This window comes from Erythrobacter sp. JB2-19, from assembly GCF_057365005.1.
The window spans coordinates 2,957,576-2,976,976 of the sequence record NZ_CP200290.1 but is presented as its reverse complement, the minus strand read 5'-3'; the positions used below and the strand labels follow the sequence as shown (position 1 = coordinate 2,976,976).

Below are 19,401 nucleotides of genomic sequence, written 5' to 3'. Positions count from 1 at the left end.
GCGCCCTCATGCTTGTTCCATTTGCGCGGTGAATTGCTCGCGCAGGCTCTTCTTGTCGATCTTCTGCGTGCCGAGGCGCGGCAGCGCTTCGGTTGAGACGAAGATATGCTCTTCCAGTGGTACTTTGAACGGCGCAATCCGGCCGAGCAGAAACTCACGCAACTGCGCCTGGTTCATCGCCGCCGCACTGTCTTTCACGCGGAAAATCGCCGCTGGCACTTCGCCCATGCGCTCATCCGGTAGGCCGAAAACAGAGCATTCTGCGATGTCGGCATGCGCATAGATCGCATCTTCCACTTCGATGCAGGTGATGTTCTCACCGCCGCGAATGATAATGTCTTTCTTGCGGTCGACGATGAAGAGATAGCCATCTTCATCGAGATAACCGAGATCACCAGTGCGGAAGAACTGATTGTCGGTGAAAGCGGCGGCGGTTGCCTCGTCATTATTCCAATAGCCACGGAAATTCGCGACCGAGCGGATGCAGACCTCCCCAACATCGCCCTGAGCCAGCTCATCGCCGTCATCATTGAGGATGCGCAGATCAACCAGTGGCAGGCTGGCTTTGCCGGTCGATCCTGGCTTCGCTATGTAATTTTCGTTGAAATTGCCGCAGCCCACCGCATTGGTTTCAGTCAGGCCATAGCCGAGCAGCGGGAAGCCTTCTGGGAAGGCTTCCTTGATCTTGTTGACGTGTTCAACCGGGCGGGGCGCCCCGCCAGCGGCAAAGCTCTTACAAGCGGAAAGATCGTAGCTGCCGCGGTTTGGATGGGTCGCCATCTCATAGCTCATCAGCGGAACGCCAACGAAATAGGTTACGTTTTCTGCCTCCATCAGGCGTAGCGCATCTTCTGCGTCCCATTTCGGCATCAGCACCAGCTTGCGGCCAATCGCATAGGATTGAAGGAATAGCGGAATTTCGCCGGTGACATGGAACAGCGGCACAGCGATCAGCGCACATGGCTGGTCAGCGAGTTCCTGACCCTGACTTTCCAGCAACAGCTTGGCCATCGCGCTTTGCGCTACATAGTTCATTGTACCGCTGACCACGCCGAGGTGATCGGACCATGCGCCTTTCGACTGGCCGGTCGATCCAGAGGTGTAGAGAATGGTCGCCAGGTCATCTGCGCCCAACTGGCCGAGCATCGCCATGGCGGTCTGCCCCTCGGCCCAAGTCGCCTTGAGGCCCTGTGATGGCGCGCAGTCGTGCTCCATCATGATCAGCTTGGCGCTGTGATCTGTGCCTTCCAGACGTTTCGCCCGGCCCGCATCAACCACCACCGCTTTACATTCAGCCAGGCGGATACCGTAGGCGAGCTCATCACCCGACCAGAAACCGTTGAGCAAGGTCGCGCAGCCGCCAGCCATGATGATGCCCATATAGGCGATCATCCAATTGGCCGAATTGCGTGCCGCGATCCCGATCCGGTCGCCTTTCTGCACGTCATGCTGGGTCGCTAGACCGTGGGCAACATGGGTTGCCGCATGCCAGCATTCGCCAAAGGTCATGCGCAGATCGCCATCGACCAAAAATTCTACATCTTTGTGCTCGTTGCAGAAATGCGCGAAATAATGCGCCAAAGTTGGCGGCGCGCCCAGAAATGCGGGCATTTCCACCCCGCCACGTTCAACCTGTTTGGTGACAAATGGCTGACCTTCTTTGGTCAACTCTCCGATGATCGCCTCAAGTGCAGTGTCCAGCTGTGTGGGCATGCGAATCTCTCTCCTTATCTTTTTATTCTTTTTAGGTGAGCGCCAGCGTGCGGCAAGCGCAAACCGACGCCCGTTTTCCTCTTACTTGTAATGCGCACCGATAACGGAGGGTTCCCCCGGGCCATTCGCTGTGCCAAAAGCCGCGCATCAAGGGCGCGTCAAAGGCGCTTTGACGTCTCATTTGCGTGAATAAGAGGTTCGCTTCGTGCTGTCATTACTCGCCGCCAGCGGCGCCGCCGACCCAATCTATTGGGCAGAGCTTGGATTTACGCCGGGCATTGATCTGGGCTTCTTCACCTTGCGATATTATTCGCTGGCCTATCTGCTGGGCGTTATTTTTGCTTATTGGCACGTGTCCAAAATGCTCAAGCAGCCCGGCGCCCCGATGGCTCAGCGGCACGCCGATGATCTGTTTTTCTATTGCACACTTGGCGTGATCCTTGGCGGGCGATTGGGCTATGCCATGTTCTATCAGCCTGAACTGTTTACCGATTTCAGCGGAGAGGGCTTTGTCAGCTGGAAGCTGCTGAGGCTGTGGGACGGCGGCATGAGCTTCCACGGCGGCCTTCTCGGTGTGCTCACGGCGATGGTTTGGGTCTCTTGGTCTGGCAAGCTCGATTTCGTGCGGGTCGCCGACTATGTTTGCACCACCGTACCGATGGGTATGTTCCTGGGACGGCTGGCCAATTTCAACAATGGTGAGTTGTGGGGTCGCCCGACGGATGTCGCCTGGGGTATGATCTTTCCCGGCGGGGGCGAAGTCGCTCGCCATCCCAGCCAGCTCTACCAAGCGGGGCTCGAAGGCCTGCTGCTGCTCATTATTTTGTTGCTGCTGTTCTGGAAAACCGGCGCGCGCTATCGCCGCGGGCTGCTCTCGGGCGTGTTCCTGCTCGGCATTGGCAGCGCACGCTTTATCAATGAATTCTTCCGCGAGCCCGATGCTCAGCTGGCCTACCGGGTCACTGAGACCGGCCTTAGCCAGGGTCAATGGTTGACCATTCCAATTATCCTGATCGGTCTGGCCGTAACGGCGTATGCAGTCATGAAAAAGCCTGTCGGCACCGGCGGGAGCGCGTCGGCCTCCGCATGAGTGAGCGCGCCACTGGCGAGCTGACGGCCATGTTTCGCCGGTTGATCCGAGAGACTGGGCCGATCAGCCTGCCGCAATTCATGGGTGAGAGCAACGCGCGCTATTACACCAGCCGCGATCCGCTGGGCAGTGGCGGTGATTTTATCACTGCGCCTGAAATCAGCCAGATGTTCGGTGAGCTGATCGGCCTGTGGCTGGCGGATCTGTGGTCGCAAATGGGCTCACCAGAGCATGTCCATTATGTCGAGCTTGGCCCAGGACGCGGCACACTGGCTAGTGATGCTCTGCGCACGGCGGCGCGTTTCGGGCTTAAGCCTCAAGTGCATTTTGTTGAGGGGTCGGAAAGCCTGCGCGCCGTTCAACGCGGCGCCATGTCTGGCGCTACGCATCACGATGATGTTGGCAGCCTGCCTGATGATGCGCCGATCCTACTGGTGGCGAATGAATTTTTCGATGCGCTGCCGATCCGCCAATTGCTGCGCACGCCCGGCGGCTGGCGCGAACGGATGATCGGGTTGGAGGGCGACGACCTCGTCTTCGTTGCCGGTGACAAGCCGATGGATGCCGCCGTCCCGGAGCAGTGGCGCGGTGCCGCTGAAGGCACATTGATCGAGACTTGTCCTGCCGCCGCGAGCGTTATGGCCGAGATTGCCGAGCGGCTCACAGGTCAAGGCGGCGCGGCGCTGGTGGTGGATTATGGCGCGGCGAAACTCATTCCCGGCTCAACCCTGCAAGCGATCCGTGCGCATCAAAAGGTCGATGTCTTTGCCACGCCGGGTGAGGCAGACCTGACCGCGCATGTCGATTTTGGCCAGCTAAGCGAGACGGCGGAGCAGCACGGTGCGAATGTCATGGGGTTGACCACGCAGGGGCAATGGCTGAGCGCGCTCGGGATCGATGCGCGGCTGGAGGCATTGCAGCGGCAATCGCCAGAAAATGCGGCCAAGCTTCAACGACAAAGAGACCGGCTGGTGGAGGCCGGGCAAATGGGTGAGCTGTTCAAGGTCATAGGCCTGTCGGGCGGCGGCTGGCCCAAGCATGGCGCCGGCTTTTGAGCGGGTTGTAACCACTGGCGCTCCGCCTGCGAATGCTCTTTTATAACCGTGCCTATAATTTTGGAGAATATGATGCAGCTGCGCTTTGCTATCGTCGCCCCCGTTCTGGCTGCCATCGCGGCGACTGCCAGCCCGGCCTACGCCGCTGATCCGATCTCGGGGCGCTGGGTTACGGAAGATAAAGATGCGGTCGTTTCTATTGGCAAATGCGGTGCAACCACCTGCGGCAGGATCGCACGTTTTCTTGTCACTCCGCCTGATGGGGCCGATCAGCGTGATATTTACAATCCTGACAAAGCAAAGCGGAACCGCAAGCTGCTGGGCCTGCCAATCCTGACCAGTTTCAAACAAGATGGCGATGTTTGGCGCGGACGCATTTACGATCCAAATGATGGCAAAAGCTATCGTTCAGTCTTGCGCCGCAAAAGCGCGAACGTCTTGGAAGTGAAGGGATGTATCGGCCCATTTTGCCAAACACAGCTGTGGCGTAAAGCGCGCTAGTCTAAGCCTAGTTCAACGGCCAATTGCTCAGCCGCCTCTTTCGGGCTGAGCTTATCCTCTTGCCGGTCGACGGCGAAGTTCGCCTCGCGCATGGCATCGACGCTGATGGCTCCGATCAACGGTTCAAGCACCGCCAGAAGCGCCGCATCATTCGCCCGGCGCGGCGAAATCATCAGCATCGCATCATAGCTGGGCAAAGCCTCGCGTGGGTCGTCCAGCACCACGAGCCGGTCCGCCGCAATGCGCCCGTCGGAGGTGTAGGCGCTGATCACATCGGCCTCGCCAGAGGTCAGTGCATTGTACATGAAGGTTGGCGAGAAATTGCGCGTTTGGCCAAAGCGCATGCCATAGGCATCGCGCACCGCGATCCATTCTGGGCGTTCGAAGAATTCGGGATCGCCGCCAACGGTCAGCTGAGGGGCGACACGGACCAAATCCTCCAGCGAGGTGAGGCCCAATTCCGCTGCGCGATCTTCGCGCATGGCGAAGGCATAGGCGTTCTCAAACCCCAGCCGCCCGAGCACGAGCACGCCGTTCTCCTCCGCCTCCCAGTCCTTGATGGTCTGGTACATCGCCTCGCGCCCTGGATTGTCGGTGCGTTTCAAATTGTTGGTCCAGATCGTGCCGGTGTAATCGACCGAGATATCGATCGCTGAGCTGGTGACCGCATTGTGCACCACGGCCGAGCCCAGGCCGTCGCGGTATTCAACTGCATAGCCCGCCGCCTCCAGCCGCGATCCGATCAATTGCGCGAGGATGTATTGCTCGGAGAATTGCTTCGACGCGATGATGATCATGTCTTCCTTTGTCCCGCCGAATTGCACGCTGAGCGCTGCGACAATACCAGCGGCAACCGCGATCAGCCCGCTGCCCCACATGACTTTCGATCGGCGGGCAAGGCCGCGCTCGATCAGGCCAAGCAAATTGTCCGCGATCAGCGCCAGAGCCGCGCTGGCGAAACAGCCTGCCAGCACCAGCGCCCAGTTCTGCGTCTGCAGCCCGGCAAAGATCGGATCGCCCAGGCTCGGCTGGCCAATCGTGGTGGAGAGCGTGGCCGCGCCAATGGTCCATACGCTGGCGGTGCGAATGCCGGCCATGATGAAGGGCGCGGATAGCGGGGCCTCAACCAGCCGCAATTTCTGCCAGCTGGTCATGCCGACGCCATCGGCCGCTTCCAGCACGCCGGGATCGAGATTGGCCTGTGCGGTCACGGCATTGCGCAGGATCGGCAGCAGGGCATAGAGCGCGAGTGCGAGCAGCGCGGGTAGAAAGCCGAGCGTCGGCAGGCCTTCGCCAAACACGGCGCGCAGGCTCAGTAGAATCGGGAAGAAAAGCGCCAGCAATGCCAGCGCTGGGATGGTCTGAACGAGGCTCGCAAAGCCCAATGCGACCCGTGCGACAGGGCGCGAGCGGCTAGCCCAGACTGCGAGCGGCAGACCAACTGCAATGCCAAGGCCAATCGCGCTGGCCGCGAGCACGATATGCGCAGTCAGCTTGTCGCCAAGGCCAAAGAGTATGTCGAGAAATTCGCTCACTTTGGCCCGCTCGCCTCCATCGCAGCGAGCTTTTCCGCTTGCTGGCGCGGCACAGCGACGAGGCCTTGCGCAGTGTCTCCGCCTTTGCCTGCGAGCAGTGCATGCGCCGTTTCATCGGCGACGATCGCGCCCGCTTCCATCACCAGCACTCGGTCCGCCAGCAGCAGAGCCTCGGCCATATCGTGGGTCACCATGATGGTGGTGAGGCCGAGGCGTTCATGCAGCTCTCTGACGGTTTCGCCCAGGGCATCGCGCGTGATCGGATCGAGCGCGCCAAACGGCTCATCCATCAGCAGCAATTCCGGCTCAATCGCTAGCGCACGGGCGACGCCGACCCGCTGGCGCTGACCGCCAGACAGCTCGTCCGGCATTCTATTCGCCATTGCGCCTTCCAGTTCCACCAGTTCGAGCAGCTGCGTAATGCGCTGTGCGTCCAAAGTCTCACCCGCGAGGCGCGGACCGATTGCGATGTTCTCTCCCACGCGCAGATGCGGGAACAGACCGATCCCTTGAAAGACATAGCCGATCCGGCGGCGCAGAGCTGCTGGCGGCTGAGCGGAGACATCATCGCCCGCGAACAGGATTCTACCGGCGCTGGGCACTTCCAAAGTGTTGACCATTTTGAGGAGCGTCGATTTGCCAGATCCGGATGCCCCGACCAAAGCGACGAAGCTGCCTTTGGCGATCTCGAGGTCAACCGAACCCACCGCGATCACATCGCCGTATTGGCGACTGGCGCCCTCAAATTTCAGCAAGGTCGGTGAGGTGATGGCTTAACCCTCACCCTCGCCTTCGGCATTGTCCGCCACTTCGTTATCTTGGGCAGGGACTGCTGGCGCGACATAGGTCACGCGTCTCAGCTCAATCGCTCGGCCCGTCCCATCGACGGTGCGCATGTTGCCTTCATCATCCACCGCGCCGGTTGACCAGCATTCGCCGCGCACTTGCTCGCCCGCAGGGATCAGGCACAGCCGCGCATCCTCGCGCCGCTCCCAACTGCCCTGCTGCACAGGATCGCCATTGCGAAAATCGCGGTACGTGCCATCGGGGTCAAAGAATGTGGTGTAGACCGCGCCGTCTGTTCCAATTGCGACCCAGCCGGTTTTCGCCATTGGCGCATCGTTGGATGCTGCAGTCGGTGCGGAGCTATTGCTCGGTGTTTCAGAGGCCGTATCTGCACCATCAGAGCTGCTGTCCTCCGCTGGTGCGCAGGCGGCGAGCGTGAAAGACAGGCCGCCGACGAAAAGACTGAATGTGCGTGATCGTAAGAGCATGGCAAGGAGCCTACTGGGTTAGGCGCTCTCGCGGAACACTTATTGTGATGATCAGGCCGCTTTTCTGCCAGTCCTGGGTCATGGAGCCGCCCAATTGATGATCGATGGCCATGCTGATCAAGCGCGAGCCAAAGCCGGTTTCCTGCGGCTCGGCGGTCTTAGGCCCGCCGATTTCGCTCCATGTGATTGTGACATCATTGCCGGCTTGTCTGATATCAATCGCCACCCGGCCCACGGGAACGCTAAGCGCGCCATATTTGGCGGCATTGGTTGCCAGCTCGTGGAATATCAGTGCCAGAGGTGTCGCCGCGCCCCCTCCAAAGTCGACATTATCGCCGGCAATGCTGACGATATCAGAGCTGTCCGCGCCGTATGGGGCCATCAATACGCGTAGCAAATCGGCCAGCGTTTCGCCGCGGCTGCCGCTGACCGGCATGGCGAATTCCTGTGCCCGGGCGAGCGCGCGAAGATTGGTGTTGAGTTCTTCGGCGAATTTCTGATTGGCATCATCCCCGCGCGACCGCAGTGAGATCAGTCCGGTGATCACCGAAAAGATGTTCTTGATCCGGTGCGCCAGCTCGCCCGCAAGTAATTCGCGCTCTTGCGACATTCGATAACGATCGTCGATGTCGGTCAGTGTGCCAAACCAGCGCGCAGTGGCCGGATCATCGGTCGACGGAACTGCGCGCGAGATGACATAGCGGTAAGAGCCATCGGCCTGGCGCAGGCGCCACTCATCGGCAAATTCGCTGGCGGTTGCCATGGTTTTTTGGAACTTAGCCAAGGACGCTTCGAAGTCGTCAGGGTGAATGAATGCGCGCCAATCATCCACGCCGCTGGGTGGCGTGCCTCCGGTTACCTCTGTGAAACGCGCGTTGAAATTGTCGAACACTGGGCCGGGCGCAGCCGACCAGGCGATATCCGGCACGCCGTCGAGGATGAACTGCACGCGTTCTGCGCTTTCCTTAAGCTCAAAGACGGCCAGATGCGCCTGCCGGTGCGCCTCTAAGCGTCGCTTTACCGCGTCGGCCAGCACGATCAGTCCGCCGCGCTGCAACTCTGACAGACCTTGCGAGTGTGCGTTCGTGTCGGTCACGCATAGGGCACCCATCGGCGCGCCTTCGGACGAGATCAGCGGTGCCCCCACATAATAGCGTAGGTGCGAAGCCTCACGCACCAAAGCATAGTCCTGGAACCGCGCGTCATGGGCTGCATCGAGCACTTCCAGCAGATCATCGCCGAGCATGGTTTGCGCGCAAAAACTGGTCGAGCGCGGGGTTTCGGTTATGTCCAGCCCTTCACTGGCGATAAAGCGCTGCCGCTCTTCCTCGACCAGGCTGACCGATGCCGACGGAGCGTCGCATAATTTCGCGGCAAACTTGACCAAACGCACCAATTCCGGATCGCCGCTCACACCGTCCAGATCGAAGCTCGCCAGCACGCGTAGTCGGCTGCGCTCTTCGCAAAACTCCTTTGCGGGAGACTGGTCAGATGGCCAGGGGGCGAGTCCAAAAGTGTCAGGGAACAGGTCCTTTCAGGCTTCACATACAGTAATCACGTCTGAGCTCAAATTGAGGTTCAGCACCGAGGGAAGCGTGCTTAGAGAGTTTGCGCTTAGGCCGCGCAATGATATGGCGAGTGGAACATATTATTTCACGCAAGGTAATGAAAAATGCGCGCCACCCCAGACTTTGATTTTCAGCTCGGCGAAGCGGCCGAGATGATCCGCGACAGCGTTGGCCGTTTTGCCGATGAGCAGATCATGCCGCTGGCAGAAAAGGCCGACCGCGAAGACTGGTTCCCGCGCGAATTGTGGCAACCAATGGGGGAGCTGGGCCTGCACGGGTTGACCGTGGACGAAGCCGATGGCGGCCTAGGCCTGGGCTATCTGGAGCATGTGATCGCGGTTGAGGAAGTCAGCCGGGCGTCGGCCAGCGTTGGCCTGTCCTATGGTGCGCATTCCAACCTGTGCATCAATCAGATCCGCCGGTGGGGCAATGAAGAGCAAAAGGCGAAATATCTGCCCGGATTGATCAGCGGCGAGCATGTCGGATCGCTGGCGATGAGCGAAGCGAGCGCTGGGTCGGACGTGGTCTCAATGAAGCTGAAGGCTGAAGCTGTTCAGGGCGGATATGTGCTCAACGGCACCAAGTTCTGGATCACCAATGCGCCAGAGGCGGACACTTTGGTGGTCTATGCCAAAACTGATGGCAATGCGGGCTCGCGCGGGATCACAGCCTTTCTGATCGAAAAGGGTGATGCAGGTTTCTCCATCGGTCAGAAGATCGACAAGGTCGGCATGCGCGGATCGCCCACGTCAGAGCTGGTTTTTGACGATTGTCATATTCCAGAAGACCGCGTGATGGGGCCGGTGAACGGCGGCGTCGGCGTGTTGATGAGCGGGTTGGATTATGAGCGCGTGGTGCTCGCTGGGCTTCAGCTGGGCATTATGCAGGCCTGCCTCGATACCGTCATTCCCTATCTTCGCGAGCGCAAGCAGTTTGGTAAGCCAATCGGCAGCTTCCAATTGATGCAGGCCAAGGTTGCCGACATGTATGTCGCGCTGCAATCGGCGCGGAGCTACACCTACGCGGTGGCGAAGGCGTGTGACGGCGATCAAACCACCCGGTTTGATGCGGCGGGCGTGATCCTGCTAGCGAGCGAGAACGCCTTCCGCGTGGCTGCCGAAAGCGTGCAAGCGCTGGGCGGCGCTGGCTATACCAAGGACTGGCCAGTGGAGCGCTATATGCGCGATGCGAAGCTGCTCGATATTGGCGCCGGGACGAATGAAATTCGCCGGATGCTGATCGGGCGCGAACTGATTGGGGCGGCTGGGTGAATTCAATCAGTACAATTTGGTAAAAGCGGAGAGTGCTATGTCTAAAAAATTCTTAGTATCAGCTATTTGCAGCCTCGGAATACTACAGGTGTCAACGGACCTTGCAGCACAGCCTGCTTCGCTTGATCCCTCACAAAGTGCCAGAGTCGCGCAGCTTGCTAATGCGGGAGATTGCCAGAAGATCATGGCGCAAATTGTCGAGCATGAAAAACAGATCGCAGCAATTGATGCCAGAGATGAGGTCAGTGGTTCTGGGGGACACCCACAAACAGTGCGCGCTATCTGGATGAACAGTCGATGGCTCGCGATAAACTCAGGAATAATGTTGTTGAATGCCAAAGGCTGTCCAATGCCTAGCCGGATTCCTGAACCGTCTGATTTTATCGAAGCGGCGAGGGAATGTGCCCGTATACGTTCTAACCGACGGAAACCAGACCCACGCTGTGATCAATCCCAATGGAGGCGCTCTGCTCAATGACCGCACTCACTCTCACATCCAAGCTCGATATGGAAAGCCCTGAGGCGAAAGTGCGGGCGGAGCACAATCGCGGGCTTGAAACCGATCTGCGCGAATACGTTGCAAAGGCTGCGCTTGGCGGGTCAGAACGCAGCCGAGAGCGGCATGTGTCGCGCAGCAAATTCCGCGATGCGGGCAGCACGGCGGAAGCGATCATTGTAAAGGGCTTGGGGGACGACGCTTGATCGGAACGTCAATCTGGCTGTTGCTGTCGGCCGCGGTGATGGTGATCACTGCGATTTTGCACTCGACCGGCGGGGCGAACTCGGTGCTTGGTCCCATGCTTGAGGGCGGCAACCCGCATCCTGATATGGAAACCGCTCCCATCCTTCTGCGCTATCTGTGGCACGCGCTGTCCGCCTTTATGATCTTGAGCGCCGCCGCCGTGGCCTGGCCAGATACACCGCGCGGGCTGGTGGTGCTGATTGGATTGTTCTGGATCGCTCTGGGTCTAGCGGATATTGCGACCTCTCATTTCAAACACCCCGGCTGGATACCCATGGGGGTTGCCGGAATTCTCGCCCTGATCGGAGCTTACAGATGACCGCCCCTGTGTTGACGTCAAAAATCGACCGCGAGGCGCCAGAGGCGAAGGCGCGCGCCGCTCATAACCAGGCGCTGGCGAGTGATCTGCGTGCGAGCGTTGCGCAGGCTGCGTTGGGCGGATCAGAGCGCAGCCGAGAGCGCCATGTGTCGCGCGGCAAATTGCTGCCGAGGGAACGGGTCGAACGCCTGCTCGATCCCGGTTCGCCATTCCTTGAGATCGGCCAGCTCGCCGCCAATGGTCTTTACGATACCGATATTCCCGGTGCTGGCATGATCGCGGGGATTGGCCGCGTGTCGGGCCGTCAGGTGATGATCGTGTGCAATGATGCCACGGTGAAGGGCGGCACCTATTATCCAATGACGGTCAAAAAGCATCTGCGCGCGCAGGAAATCGCGCAGGAGAACCGCCTGCCGTGTATTTATCTGGTCGATAGCGGCGGGGCCAACCTGCCGCATCAGGCCGAGGTCTTCCCGGATCGCGATCACTTCGGGCGTATCTTCTTCAATCAAGCCAATATGTCGGCCCTCGGCATTCCGCAAATCGCCTGCGTGATGGGCAGTTGCACCGCAGGCGGTGCCTATGTGCCCGCGATGTCAGACGAGACGGTGATTGTGCGCGAGCAGGGCACGATCTTCCTCGCAGGTCCACCGCTGGTGAAGGCGGCGACGGGCGAGGAAATCACCGCCGAAGATCTGGGCGGAGGCGATCTGCATGCGAAGAAATCGGGCGTGGTCGATCATCTGGCCGAAAATGATGAGCACGCGCTGACGATCGTGCGCGACATCATCTCGCACCTTGGCGCAAACACAGGAGCCGCAAGCGATATTGCGAGCAAAGACCCGCGCCCGCCAAAGTTCGACGCGGACGAGCTTTACTCTGTCGTGCCGGATGATGTGCGCGCGCCCTATGATGTGAAAGAGATCATCGCGCGGCTGGTCGATGGCAGCGAATTTCACGAGTTCAAAGCGCATTACGGCAGCACTTTGGTGTGCGGCTTTGCGCATATCTGGGGCATGCCGGTCGCGATCCTGGCCAACAACGGTGTGCTGTTTTCAGAAAGCGCGCAAAAGGGCGCGCACTTTATCGAGCTGGCGCAGCAACGCCGCATTCCGCTGTTGTTCCTGCAAAATATCTCCGGCTTTATGGTCGGCGGCAAATATGAAGCGGAAGGCATCGCCAAGCATGGCGCGAAGCTGGTGACCGCAGTTGCGACCGCGACCGTGCCCAAGATCACTGTGGTGATTGGCGGGTCTTTCGGTGCTGGCAATTACGGCATGTGCGGGCGGGCGTATTCCCCGCGCTTCCTGTTCACCTGGCCCAATGCGCGGATCAGCGTGATGGGCGGAGAGCAGGCGGCATCCGTGCTCGCCACGGTTCACCGCGATGCTGACAAATGGTCGGAGGATGAGACCGAAGCCTTCAAAGCCCCGATCCGCCAGAAATATGAGGATGAGGGCAATCCCTATTATGCGACCGCGCGCCTGTGGGATGATGGGGTGATCGACCCAGCGCAGACCCGCGATGTGCTCGGCCTGGCCTTCGCCGCGACGCTGGAAGCACCAATCCCAGAGCGCCCAAGCTTTGGCGTGTTCAGGATGTAGAGGAGGTCGGCTTGCTCGATATTGTACATGTCCCTGCGCTGGTGGCTGTTTTGTTGAACAAGGAACGTGAGAAAGGCGCTCCCCTCACTGAGCAGGAGGTTATTGAGATACGAGATACATCCGAGGCAATTGCAATGACTCGAGAGCAGCATCTCGAAGTGATTGAGGGACGGGGCTACTTGGACATTGATCCTGAAAATGCATGGGAAGCATGGCAAGAAGCCCGCAAGGATTTCGAAGACTTGTCCTAAATCGAGCGTCACCCTGGACTTGGTTCAGGGTCCATCCCCAAATCCCAACTTTGCTGATTGATTGAAGATGGATGCTGAAACGAGTTCAGCATGACGAGTAGATAGACGAAGCTTGACTGAAACCCTCACCCCCGCCCTTGCGTAACTGCCTACAATAAGGGCACAACGCCCTCACCCAGTTGCTGGGGGAGAGAGAATTGACCGAAACCATACCGAGCAAAGAGCTGCGCAAGCCAACGATCCTCTCGCGGATCGTACGCCGCATTATTATCTGGATTTACAATTGGAATGGCTGGAAAATCGCCAGCCCGCTGCCCAAAGACATAAAGAAATATGTCATCGCGGGCGCGCCGCACACCTCCAATTGGGATTTCGTCTTCTTCGCTGGCGCGACCGATGTTGAACAGGTGAAGTCGAACTTCATGGGCAAGCACACTCTGTTCCAGGGGATCATGCGCAATTTCATGCTCGATATGGGCGGCATTCCGGTCGACCGCACCAAGAGCAACAGCGCGGTTGAGCAAGTTGCCGAGGAATTCGCCGCACGCGAAGAGCTGGCGCTGGTGATGGCGGCGGAGGGCACGCGTTCTTCCGATGGCAAGTGGAAGTCCGGCTTTTATCACATCGCTCAGGCCGCTGGCGTGCCGATTGTTCCGGCCTATGCCGACAATGAGAAGAAGACGATTGGCTTTGGCCCGCCGATGATACCCAGCGGGAATTACGGCGAAGACCTGATGAAAATCGCCGAGTGGCTGCTGTCGAAAATCCCTGACTATCCGCGCTATAAAGTGCTGGAGGCTCAGGCCCAGGCCATCATTGATGGCAAGAACGACGTCTGATTACGGTCGAATGAAACTGCCCGGCGCATAATTTACCAATTCAACCTGCAAAAGTGCTGCCTTATGCCTTTAACACGCCTCGGTGCGCCCCTACATAAGCGTCAGGATTAGGAGGGTAGTCCAGATGCCGTTGACCAAGGATACAATCGAGAGCGAGCGCGAGCGGATCGCGCAATTGGTACTCGATCTGGTGGATCAACGCGGCACCGAAGTCACACATCCTGTGGTTGTTTCGGAAAGTGGCCTGTCGCGCGCCCGGTTTGAGCAGGTTTTCGTTGATGAAGACGATGTGTTCGATGCGGTCGCGGGATTGTGGCTGCGTCCGCATATGGATGCGATGGAAGAAGTGCTGGCAACTGACCTGCCGCCCAATCGCAAAATGTACGAATTTTTCCGGCGGCGCTTCGTCATTTCGCGCGACCGGTTCAAAGCTGATCCCGGTTTTTTTGCGATCATTTGCGAAATGGGCGCGGCGCAATTTGAGCGGGTTCGTAGCTATGTTGACCTTGCGGATCACTACCAGTGCGAATTGATCGCTGAGGCGCAGGCTGAGGGTTATTTTGCTGGGCTAGAGATTGATGAGGCACTCTCGCTGATCAATCAGATGGTTTCGAACTATACCCTGCCGGATTCGCTGATCTATCTTGGCGACAAGCTGAACGAAGAAAAGCTTGCACGGATCGTCGACACTATCTTTGTCGGATTGTCTGGCGAAGCGGGCGGTTCAGCGGGCGGGGTCAACACGATCAGGATAGCGACATAGGCCGGATCGTGGCCTAGCGCTGCCAGCGAACGTCAATCGTTCCGATCCCTAAATTGCAGCACATTGTTGGGGCGCGGCAGGGGGCTGCGCGGTTTGCTTTTGTCAGACAGCGCATATTTCAGGCTTGCCCCGATCATCAGCGTGGATGTCGCAATCAGAGCCGCCGCCCAAAACCAATGCGGCAGCCACAGCGCCGCTTCAATTGCGCCGGTATCCGACAGCATGGGATTGCCACCGATCACCGTGCGTTCGGTAAACAGATAGTCGAAATCACGCAGCATACTCATCGCTGCCAGCATGCCGAGAAATTGCAGTGCAAAGCGGGCGAGCCCATCGGGCGCGCGCCACGCGATCACGCCGATCAGCGCGCCGACCAGTGGCAGCATTGCCAGACCCACGCCGGAGCGGACATAGAAGACGGTGGAGATCGCAATTGCTCCAGCCAACGCGAACAGAGCAGGCCGCCAATATTTCGCATTGGCGCTGGCCAGGATCAACGCCGCGCCAACCACGCTGGGCGCCAGCGGACCGCCAGCGGCAATCGCGGCTCTGGTGAAGGGGCCGGCATCACTGTCGAGGCGGCTTTCGGCGACGCCCGATCCATCGGCATAGATCAGCAGCCGCTCAAATTCCTGACCGGTCAAAATCGCGGTCATCCCGTGGCCCATTTCGTGGAACCATGTGGTGAGGATTGAGAATGGATAGATGATGTAATTGCCAAACGGCAGTGCCGGGATGAACAGGATCACGACCACCGCCAGAATGAGCCGCCCGACCTGCTCGGCTTGACTGCCGGGTTTCACCACAGACTGCATTACTGGGCTCTATCCGATGTTGCTGGGCTGTCTCTCACCCGCATAACATGGGCAGGACACACGCATATTTCAATCCATCACTGCATCGGCTTAGGCGGCGGGTGAGGTTGGAGCGCTCTCCTCGCCCTCGGCGCGCTGTTCCTGTAGGATTGACCAGCTGGCAAGGAACAGTCCCGCGACCAGAGGACCCAGGACGATGCCAGAAAAGCCTGCAAAGGCGATCCCGCCCAATGTCGTAACCAGAATGATCCAATCGGGAATGCCGGTGTCGCGGCCCACCAGAATGGGGCGCAACACATTATCAGCCATGCCGATTACCAATGCTCCGGAAAACAGCACGAATACGCCCTGCCATATCTCACCAACCGCTAGCAGATAAATGGCTGCCGGAAGCCACACGAGCGCCGTGCCGACCGCCGGGATCAACGACAGGATCGCCATCACTACCCCGAAGAGGATGGCCGAGGGAATGCCTGCGATCCAGAATGTGATTGCGCCCAATGCTCCTTGGACCACACCAACGACTAACGAACCTTTGACTGTGGCGCGGACAATAGAGAGGAAGCGCTCCGCTAACCGGTCCGCGATCGGCCGCTCCAATGGCAGGCTGGAGAGGATCGTTTCGCCCACCCGCTTGCCATCACGCAGCAGGAAGAATGTCACATACAGCCCGATGGTGAAGCTGAGGAAAAAGCCGAGCGCGCCGCCACCCACGGCGACCGCTTGTCGTGCGATGATCCCGGCGCTTTCGCCGATCACCTCCTGCGCCCGGGCCTGAAGATTGGAGAGGTCGGTCCAACCGGACGTTTCCAGATTCTCACGGATCGACAATGGAATTGCGGTGTATACCGTGTTGAACCATGCGGCGATGTCGATCTCGCCATTTTGGAATGCAGCGACGACACTTGCTGCCTCGTCGATCACCAATCCACCGATAAACAGCGCAGGCAGCAGCACCGCAAAGGTGATGATCAGCATGGTGATCCCGGCGGCCGGGTTCATCCGTCCGCCAACGCGTGCCAGAACCCAGCGGTGCAGCGGGCGGAACATAACGGCGGCCAGCGCCGCCCACAGCAGTGGGTTAAAAAACGGCCAGACAATCACCAGCAGCAGGACGGTGACAGCGGCGACCAGCAATAGGAAACTGGATTGCTCTAGCGGGGTTTTGTGATGGGCTTCGCTCATAGCGTTCCATCTCGGCCAAAACACGGGCGGTTTCAAGAGTCTCCGCGCCATAAGGCCCGCGAGCGATGACGGATGGGTCAGGGTTTTTGAAGCCGCGGATCGGCTCCGTTAACCCCTACACATCCAGGTTTGCGACGTTCAGAGCCCCAAGCGGTTCTTGAAGTCGTCAGACATCAAGGTTCGCGACGTTGAGAGCGTTGTCCTGAATGAATTCGCGGCGCGGCTCCACCACATCGCCCATCAGGCGGGTGAAAATCTCATCCGTTACGTCCGCGTCTTCGACCTTCACCTGCAGCAGCACGCGCGCCTCTGGATCAAGCGTGGTTTCCCACAATTGCTCCGCGTTCATCTCTCCCAGACCTTTATAGCGGCTGATCGAGAGGCCTTTGCGGCCAGCGGCCAGAACCGCATCTAGCAGTTCTGTCGGGCGGGTGATCGCATCATCGCCGCTTACGGCGACCGGCGTGTCATCACCGCTCTCTTCGCCTGCGTCATCGCTATCGCTGGCAGTGGATTTGATCAGAACGTTGGGTGTCTCGTAAACGTCTGCCTCTTCGCCAGCGACGCTGTGCATTTTGCGCGCCTCGGCGCTTTCGAGGAACTTCGCCTCAAACAAATGCGCATCGGTGACGCCGCGCCACAGACGCTCAAAGGCAATGCTGCCATCTTCGGTACGGCGCGCGCTCCATTTCGCATCCGCATCGCCGGATTGCAGGCGCGCAGCGGCTTTATCGAGCGCTTCGGCAGAGCCAAGATCATCGGGATTGAAAACCCCGGCGAGCGCCATCGCCTCGATAATGGCGGAGTTATAGCGGCGCGGTGCAAAGGCGATAAGATTGCGCATGCGCAGTGCGTGATCGACCAACGCCTCCAGCTCATTGCCGCTGCGCTGCGTGCTGCCGCTGTCTAGGACGCGGCCCTGCAATCCGCCTTGGATCAGATAACGATCAAGCTCGCGGTCATCCTTGAGGTAGACCTCACTTCGGCCCTTCGCGACCTTATACAGCGGCGGCTGAGCGATGAAGAGGTGTCCGGCTTTCACGATCTCTGGCATTTGCCGATGGAAGAAGGTGAGCAGCAGGGTGCGGATGTGCGCACCGTCTACGTCAGCATCGGTCATGATCACGATTTTGTGATAGCGCAGCTTCTCAAGGTTGAATTCATCGCGAATGCCGGTGCCCATCGCCTGGATCAGCGTGCCGACCTCCTTCGATGAGATGATCCGGTCAAACCGCGCGCGCTCCACATTGAGGATCTTACCTTTGAGCGGCAGGATCGCCTGGGTCTTGCGGTCGCGTCCTTGCTTGGCGGAGCCGCCAGCGGAATCGCCCTCGACCAGGAACAGTTCGGCCTTGGTCGCGTCGCGTTCCTGACAATCGGCGAGCTTGCCGGGCAGGGATGCGACGGACATCGCGCCCTTGCGGCTCATTTCGCGGGCGCGCTTGGCCGCTTCGCGAGCGGCGGCGGCATCGATGATCTTTTGGACGATGATTTTCGCTTCGGCTGGGTTTTCCTCCAGCCATTCGGTCATCTTCTCACCCATCAGCGATTCCAGCGGCTGGCGCACTTCAGAGCTGACCAGCTTGTCTTTCGTTTGTGAGGAGAACTTCGGATCAGGCAATTTCACGCTGACAATCGCGGTCAGGCCCTCGCGCATATCCTCGCCCGACAGGCTGACCTTTTCTTTTTTGAGCAGGCCGCTGGCCGCTGCGTAATTGTTGAGCGTCCGGGTCAGCGCCGCGCGGAAGGCAGCGAGGTGCGTGCCGCCATCGCGCTGAGGAATGTTGTTGGTAAAGGTGAGGACGTTCTCGTAATAGCTGTCGTTCCACTCCAGCGCGACGTCGATCCCAATGCCCTCTTTCTCTGCCGAGACAGAGATCGGATTGGTGATCAGCGCCTCTTTATTGCGGTCAAGATAGCGCACGAATGCGGCGATCCCACCTTCGTAAAACAGATCATGCTCCAGCACTTCCTCGCCGCGATTGTCGCGCAGCAGAATGCGCACGCCGGAGTTCAGGAAAGCAAGCTCGCGGTAGCGATGCTCCAGCTTGTCAAAATCGAACACGGTGACGTTTTTGAAGGTCGTCTCGCTGGCCATAAAGGTCACACGGGTGCCCTTCTTAAAGCCATTGTCGTCCGGGTTCTGATCAACCTTGGGTGCGTCGCCCAGCACTTCGAGGCTTTTTACCGCATCGCCGTGTTCAAAGCGCATCCAGTGCTCTTTGCCATCGCGCCAGATTTTCAGCTCCAGCCATTCTGACAGAGCGTTGACCACGGAAACGCCCACGCCGTGCAGGCCGCCAGAAACCTTATAGGCATTGTCGTCAGAGGTGTTTTCGAACTTACCGCCTGCGTGCAGCTGGGTCATGATGACCTCGGCGGCGGACACGCCTTCTTCCTTGTGCATGCCAACGGGAATGCCGCGGCCATTGTCCTCTACGGAAACGCTGCCATCGGCATTGAGCTCTATCAGTACGAGGTCGCAATGCCCTGCCAGCGCTTCGTCAATTGCGTTGTCCGATACCTCAAACACCATGTGGTGCAGGCCCGACCCGTCATCGGTGTCGCCGATATACATGCCAGGGCGTTTGCGCACCGCATCAAGACCTTTCAGAACCTTGATCGAATCGGCGCCATATTCGCCCTGCTGTTTTTCGGGCCTGGAGCCGATTTCAGGAGTGTTTTCGGGTGTTTCTGGGGTGTTCTCATCCATGCCCATCATATAGGCGCTCTGCGGGCTAACCCCAAGCTTTTGCCGCCCTTGGAAGGAGCTTTTCCACCAACCATTTTTGCCCGTGCAAATTGCGGCCTGCCGGTGTGCCAAAACCGGCCACTTGCATTTCTCTCTATCTTAAGATAGTTAGCTATCTAATTAA

The 19,401-nt window shown here is 59.0% G+C and carries 18 protein-coding genes; 10 read left to right on the top strand and 8 right to left on the bottom strand.

Annotated features, from left to right (window positions below; translation table 11 throughout):
* Positions 1–6: 6 nt before the first annotated feature.
* On the bottom strand, positions 7–1,713 hold the full coding sequence (locus AC0V6O_RS14255) for a class I adenylate-forming enzyme family protein (RefSeq protein ID WP_486145030.1): 1,707 nt from the start codon (positions 1,711–1,713) through the stop codon (positions 7–9).
* Positions 1,714–1,918: 205 nt separating this feature from the next.
* Between AC0V6O_RS14255 and lgt the strand changes: the two genes are divergently transcribed.
* The 3 genes from lgt (at position 1,919) to AC0V6O_RS14240 (ending at position 4,359) form a co-directional block, all read left to right on the top strand.
* Positions 1,919–2,803 carry a prolipoprotein diacylglyceryl transferase gene (lgt, locus tag AC0V6O_RS14250; protein ID WP_486145028.1) on the top strand — a complete coding sequence of 295 codons (885 nt, stop codon included), beginning with the start codon at positions 1,919–1,921 and terminating at the stop codon, positions 2,801–2,803.
* The gene (locus AC0V6O_RS14245) at positions 2,800–3,858 is read left to right on the top strand and encodes a class I SAM-dependent methyltransferase (RefSeq protein WP_472639945.1); all 1,059 of its coding nucleotides are present in this window, start codon (positions 2,800–2,802) and stop codon (positions 3,856–3,858) included. The genes lgt and AC0V6O_RS14245 overlap by 4 nt, the downstream gene beginning before the upstream one ends.
* 69 nt (positions 3,859–3,927) lie before the next feature.
* Complete coding sequence (locus tag AC0V6O_RS14240) at positions 3,928–4,359, top strand: DUF2147 domain-containing protein (RefSeq protein ID WP_486145025.1); 432 nt, start codon at positions 3,928–3,930, stop codon at positions 4,357–4,359.
* Here the strand turns inward: AC0V6O_RS14240 and AC0V6O_RS14235 are convergent.
* From AC0V6O_RS14235 to AC0V6O_RS14220, 4 genes are read right to left on the bottom strand one after another with little or no spacing between them, the layout of a single operon-like run.
* Positions 4,356–5,894, bottom strand: a complete 1,539-nt coding sequence (locus AC0V6O_RS14235; RefSeq protein WP_486145023.1) for a glycine betaine ABC transporter substrate-binding protein — start codon at positions 5,892–5,894, stop codon at positions 4,356–4,358. The two genes, AC0V6O_RS14240 and AC0V6O_RS14235, sit on opposite strands and share 4 nt — an antisense overlap.
* The gene (locus AC0V6O_RS14230; protein ID WP_486145648.1) at positions 5,891–6,646 is read right to left on the bottom strand and encodes an ATP-binding cassette domain-containing protein; all 756 of its coding nucleotides are present in this window, start codon (positions 6,644–6,646) and stop codon (positions 5,891–5,893) included. Before AC0V6O_RS14230 ends, AC0V6O_RS14235 begins: the two co-directional genes overlap by 4 nt.
* A gap of 21 nt (positions 6,647–6,667) precedes the next feature.
* The gene (locus AC0V6O_RS14225; protein ID WP_486145021.1) at positions 6,668–7,168 is read right to left on the bottom strand and encodes a hypothetical protein; all 501 of its coding nucleotides are present in this window, start codon (positions 7,166–7,168) and stop codon (positions 6,668–6,670) included.
* 10 nt (positions 7,169–7,178) lie between these two features.
* On the bottom strand, positions 7,179–8,609 hold the full coding sequence (locus tag AC0V6O_RS14220; protein WP_486145019.1) for an HWE histidine kinase domain-containing protein: 1,431 nt from the start codon (positions 8,607–8,609) through the stop codon (positions 7,179–7,181).
* A 231-nt stretch (positions 8,610–8,840) separates the two neighbouring features.
* On the opposite strand from AC0V6O_RS14220, the gene AC0V6O_RS14215 reads away from it, so the two are divergent.
* From AC0V6O_RS14215 to AC0V6O_RS14185, 7 genes are all read left to right on the top strand, one after another.
* Entirely contained in the window at positions 8,841–10,007 is a 1,167-nt protein-coding gene (locus AC0V6O_RS14215; RefSeq protein WP_486145017.1) for an isovaleryl-CoA dehydrogenase, read from the top strand.
* 474 nt (positions 10,008–10,481) lie between these two features.
* Positions 10,482–10,709, top strand: a complete 228-nt coding sequence (locus AC0V6O_RS14210; protein ID WP_486145015.1) for a hypothetical protein — start codon at positions 10,482–10,484, stop codon at positions 10,707–10,709.
* Positions 10,706–11,068, top strand: coding sequence for a hypothetical protein (locus tag AC0V6O_RS14205; RefSeq protein ID WP_486145013.1), 363 nt, complete (start codon positions 10,706–10,708; stop codon positions 11,066–11,068). Before AC0V6O_RS14210 ends, AC0V6O_RS14205 begins: the two co-directional genes overlap by 4 nt.
* Positions 11,065–12,672: a carboxyl transferase domain-containing protein gene (locus AC0V6O_RS14200; protein WP_486145011.1), complete on the top strand. Its 1,608-nt coding sequence runs from the start codon at positions 11,065–11,067 to the stop codon at positions 12,670–12,672. The genes AC0V6O_RS14205 and AC0V6O_RS14200 overlap by 4 nt, the downstream gene beginning before the upstream one ends.
* A gap of 11 nt (positions 12,673–12,683) precedes the next feature.
* Positions 12,684–12,923 (top strand): hypothetical protein, encoded by a 240-nt coding sequence (locus AC0V6O_RS14195; protein WP_486145009.1) that lies wholly within the window; start codon positions 12,684–12,686, stop codon positions 12,921–12,923.
* 197 nt (positions 12,924–13,120) lie between these two features.
* Complete coding sequence (locus AC0V6O_RS14190; protein ID WP_486145007.1) at positions 13,121–13,762, top strand: lysophospholipid acyltransferase family protein; 642 nt, start codon at positions 13,121–13,123, stop codon at positions 13,760–13,762.
* 124 nt (positions 13,763–13,886) lie between these two features.
* Positions 13,887–14,525, top strand: a complete 639-nt coding sequence (locus tag AC0V6O_RS14185) for a hypothetical protein (RefSeq protein ID WP_486145005.1) — start codon at positions 13,887–13,889, stop codon at positions 14,523–14,525.
* Positions 14,526–14,557: 32 nt separating this feature from the next.
* Here AC0V6O_RS14185 and AC0V6O_RS14180 read toward each other — a convergent pair whose 3' ends face one another.
* The 3 genes from AC0V6O_RS14180 to gyrB all read right to left on the bottom strand — a co-directional run bounded on the left by AC0V6O_RS14180 (position 14,558) and on the right by gyrB (position 19,238).
* The gene (locus AC0V6O_RS14180; protein ID WP_486145003.1) at positions 14,558–15,340 is read right to left on the bottom strand and encodes a M50 family metallopeptidase; all 783 of its coding nucleotides are present in this window, start codon (positions 15,338–15,340) and stop codon (positions 14,558–14,560) included.
* Positions 15,341–15,430: 90 nt separating this feature from the next.
* The gene (locus AC0V6O_RS14175; protein ID WP_486145001.1) at positions 15,431–16,525 is read right to left on the bottom strand and encodes an AI-2E family transporter; all 1,095 of its coding nucleotides are present in this window, start codon (positions 16,523–16,525) and stop codon (positions 15,431–15,433) included.
* Positions 16,526–16,691: 166 nt separating this feature from the next.
* Positions 16,692–19,238: a DNA topoisomerase (ATP-hydrolyzing) subunit B gene (gene gyrB, locus AC0V6O_RS14170; RefSeq protein ID WP_486144999.1), complete on the bottom strand. Its 2,547-nt coding sequence runs from the start codon at positions 19,236–19,238 to the stop codon at positions 16,692–16,694.
* Positions 19,239–19,401: the final 163 nt, after the last annotated feature.

Excerpts from the sequence above, each read along its gene's own strand:
- AC0V6O_RS14200 (WP_486145011.1), top strand. The coding sequence starts at position 11,065 with ATGACCGCCCCTGTGTTGACGTCAAAAATCGACCGCGAGGCGCCAGAG.
- AC0V6O_RS14185 (WP_486145005.1), top strand. The coding sequence starts at position 13,887 with ATGCCGTTGACCAAGGATACAATCGAGAGCGAGCGCGAGCGGATCGCG.
- AC0V6O_RS14210 (WP_486145015.1), top strand. The coding sequence starts at position 10,482 with ATGACCGCACTCACTCTCACATCCAAGCTCGATATGGAAAGCCCTGAG.
- AC0V6O_RS14225 (WP_486145021.1), bottom strand. The coding sequence starts at position 7,168 with ATGCTCTTACGATCACGCACATTCAGTCTTTTCGTCGGCGGCCTGTCT.
- AC0V6O_RS14255 (WP_486145030.1), bottom strand. The coding sequence starts at position 1,713 with ATGCCCACACAGCTGGACACTGCACTTGAGGCGATCATCGGAGAGTTG.
- AC0V6O_RS14180 (WP_486145003.1), bottom strand. The coding sequence starts at position 15,340 with ATGCAGTCTGTGGTGAAACCCGGCAGTCAAGCCGAGCAGGTCGGGCGG.
- AC0V6O_RS14175 (WP_486145001.1), bottom strand. The coding sequence starts at position 16,525 with ATGAGCGAAGCCCATCACAAAACCCCGCTAGAGCAATCCAGTTTCCTA.
- AC0V6O_RS14245 (WP_472639945.1), top strand. The coding sequence starts at position 2,800 with ATGAGTGAGCGCGCCACTGGCGAGCTGACGGCCATGTTTCGCCGGTTG.
- AC0V6O_RS14240 (WP_486145025.1), top strand. The coding sequence starts at position 3,928 with ATGATGCAGCTGCGCTTTGCTATCGTCGCCCCCGTTCTGGCTGCCATC.
- gyrB (WP_486144999.1), bottom strand. The coding sequence starts at position 19,238 with ATGGATGAGAACACCCCAGAAACACCCGAAAACACTCCTGAAATCGGC.
- AC0V6O_RS14215 (WP_486145017.1), top strand. The coding sequence starts at position 8,841 with ATGCGCGCCACCCCAGACTTTGATTTTCAGCTCGGCGAAGCGGCCGAG.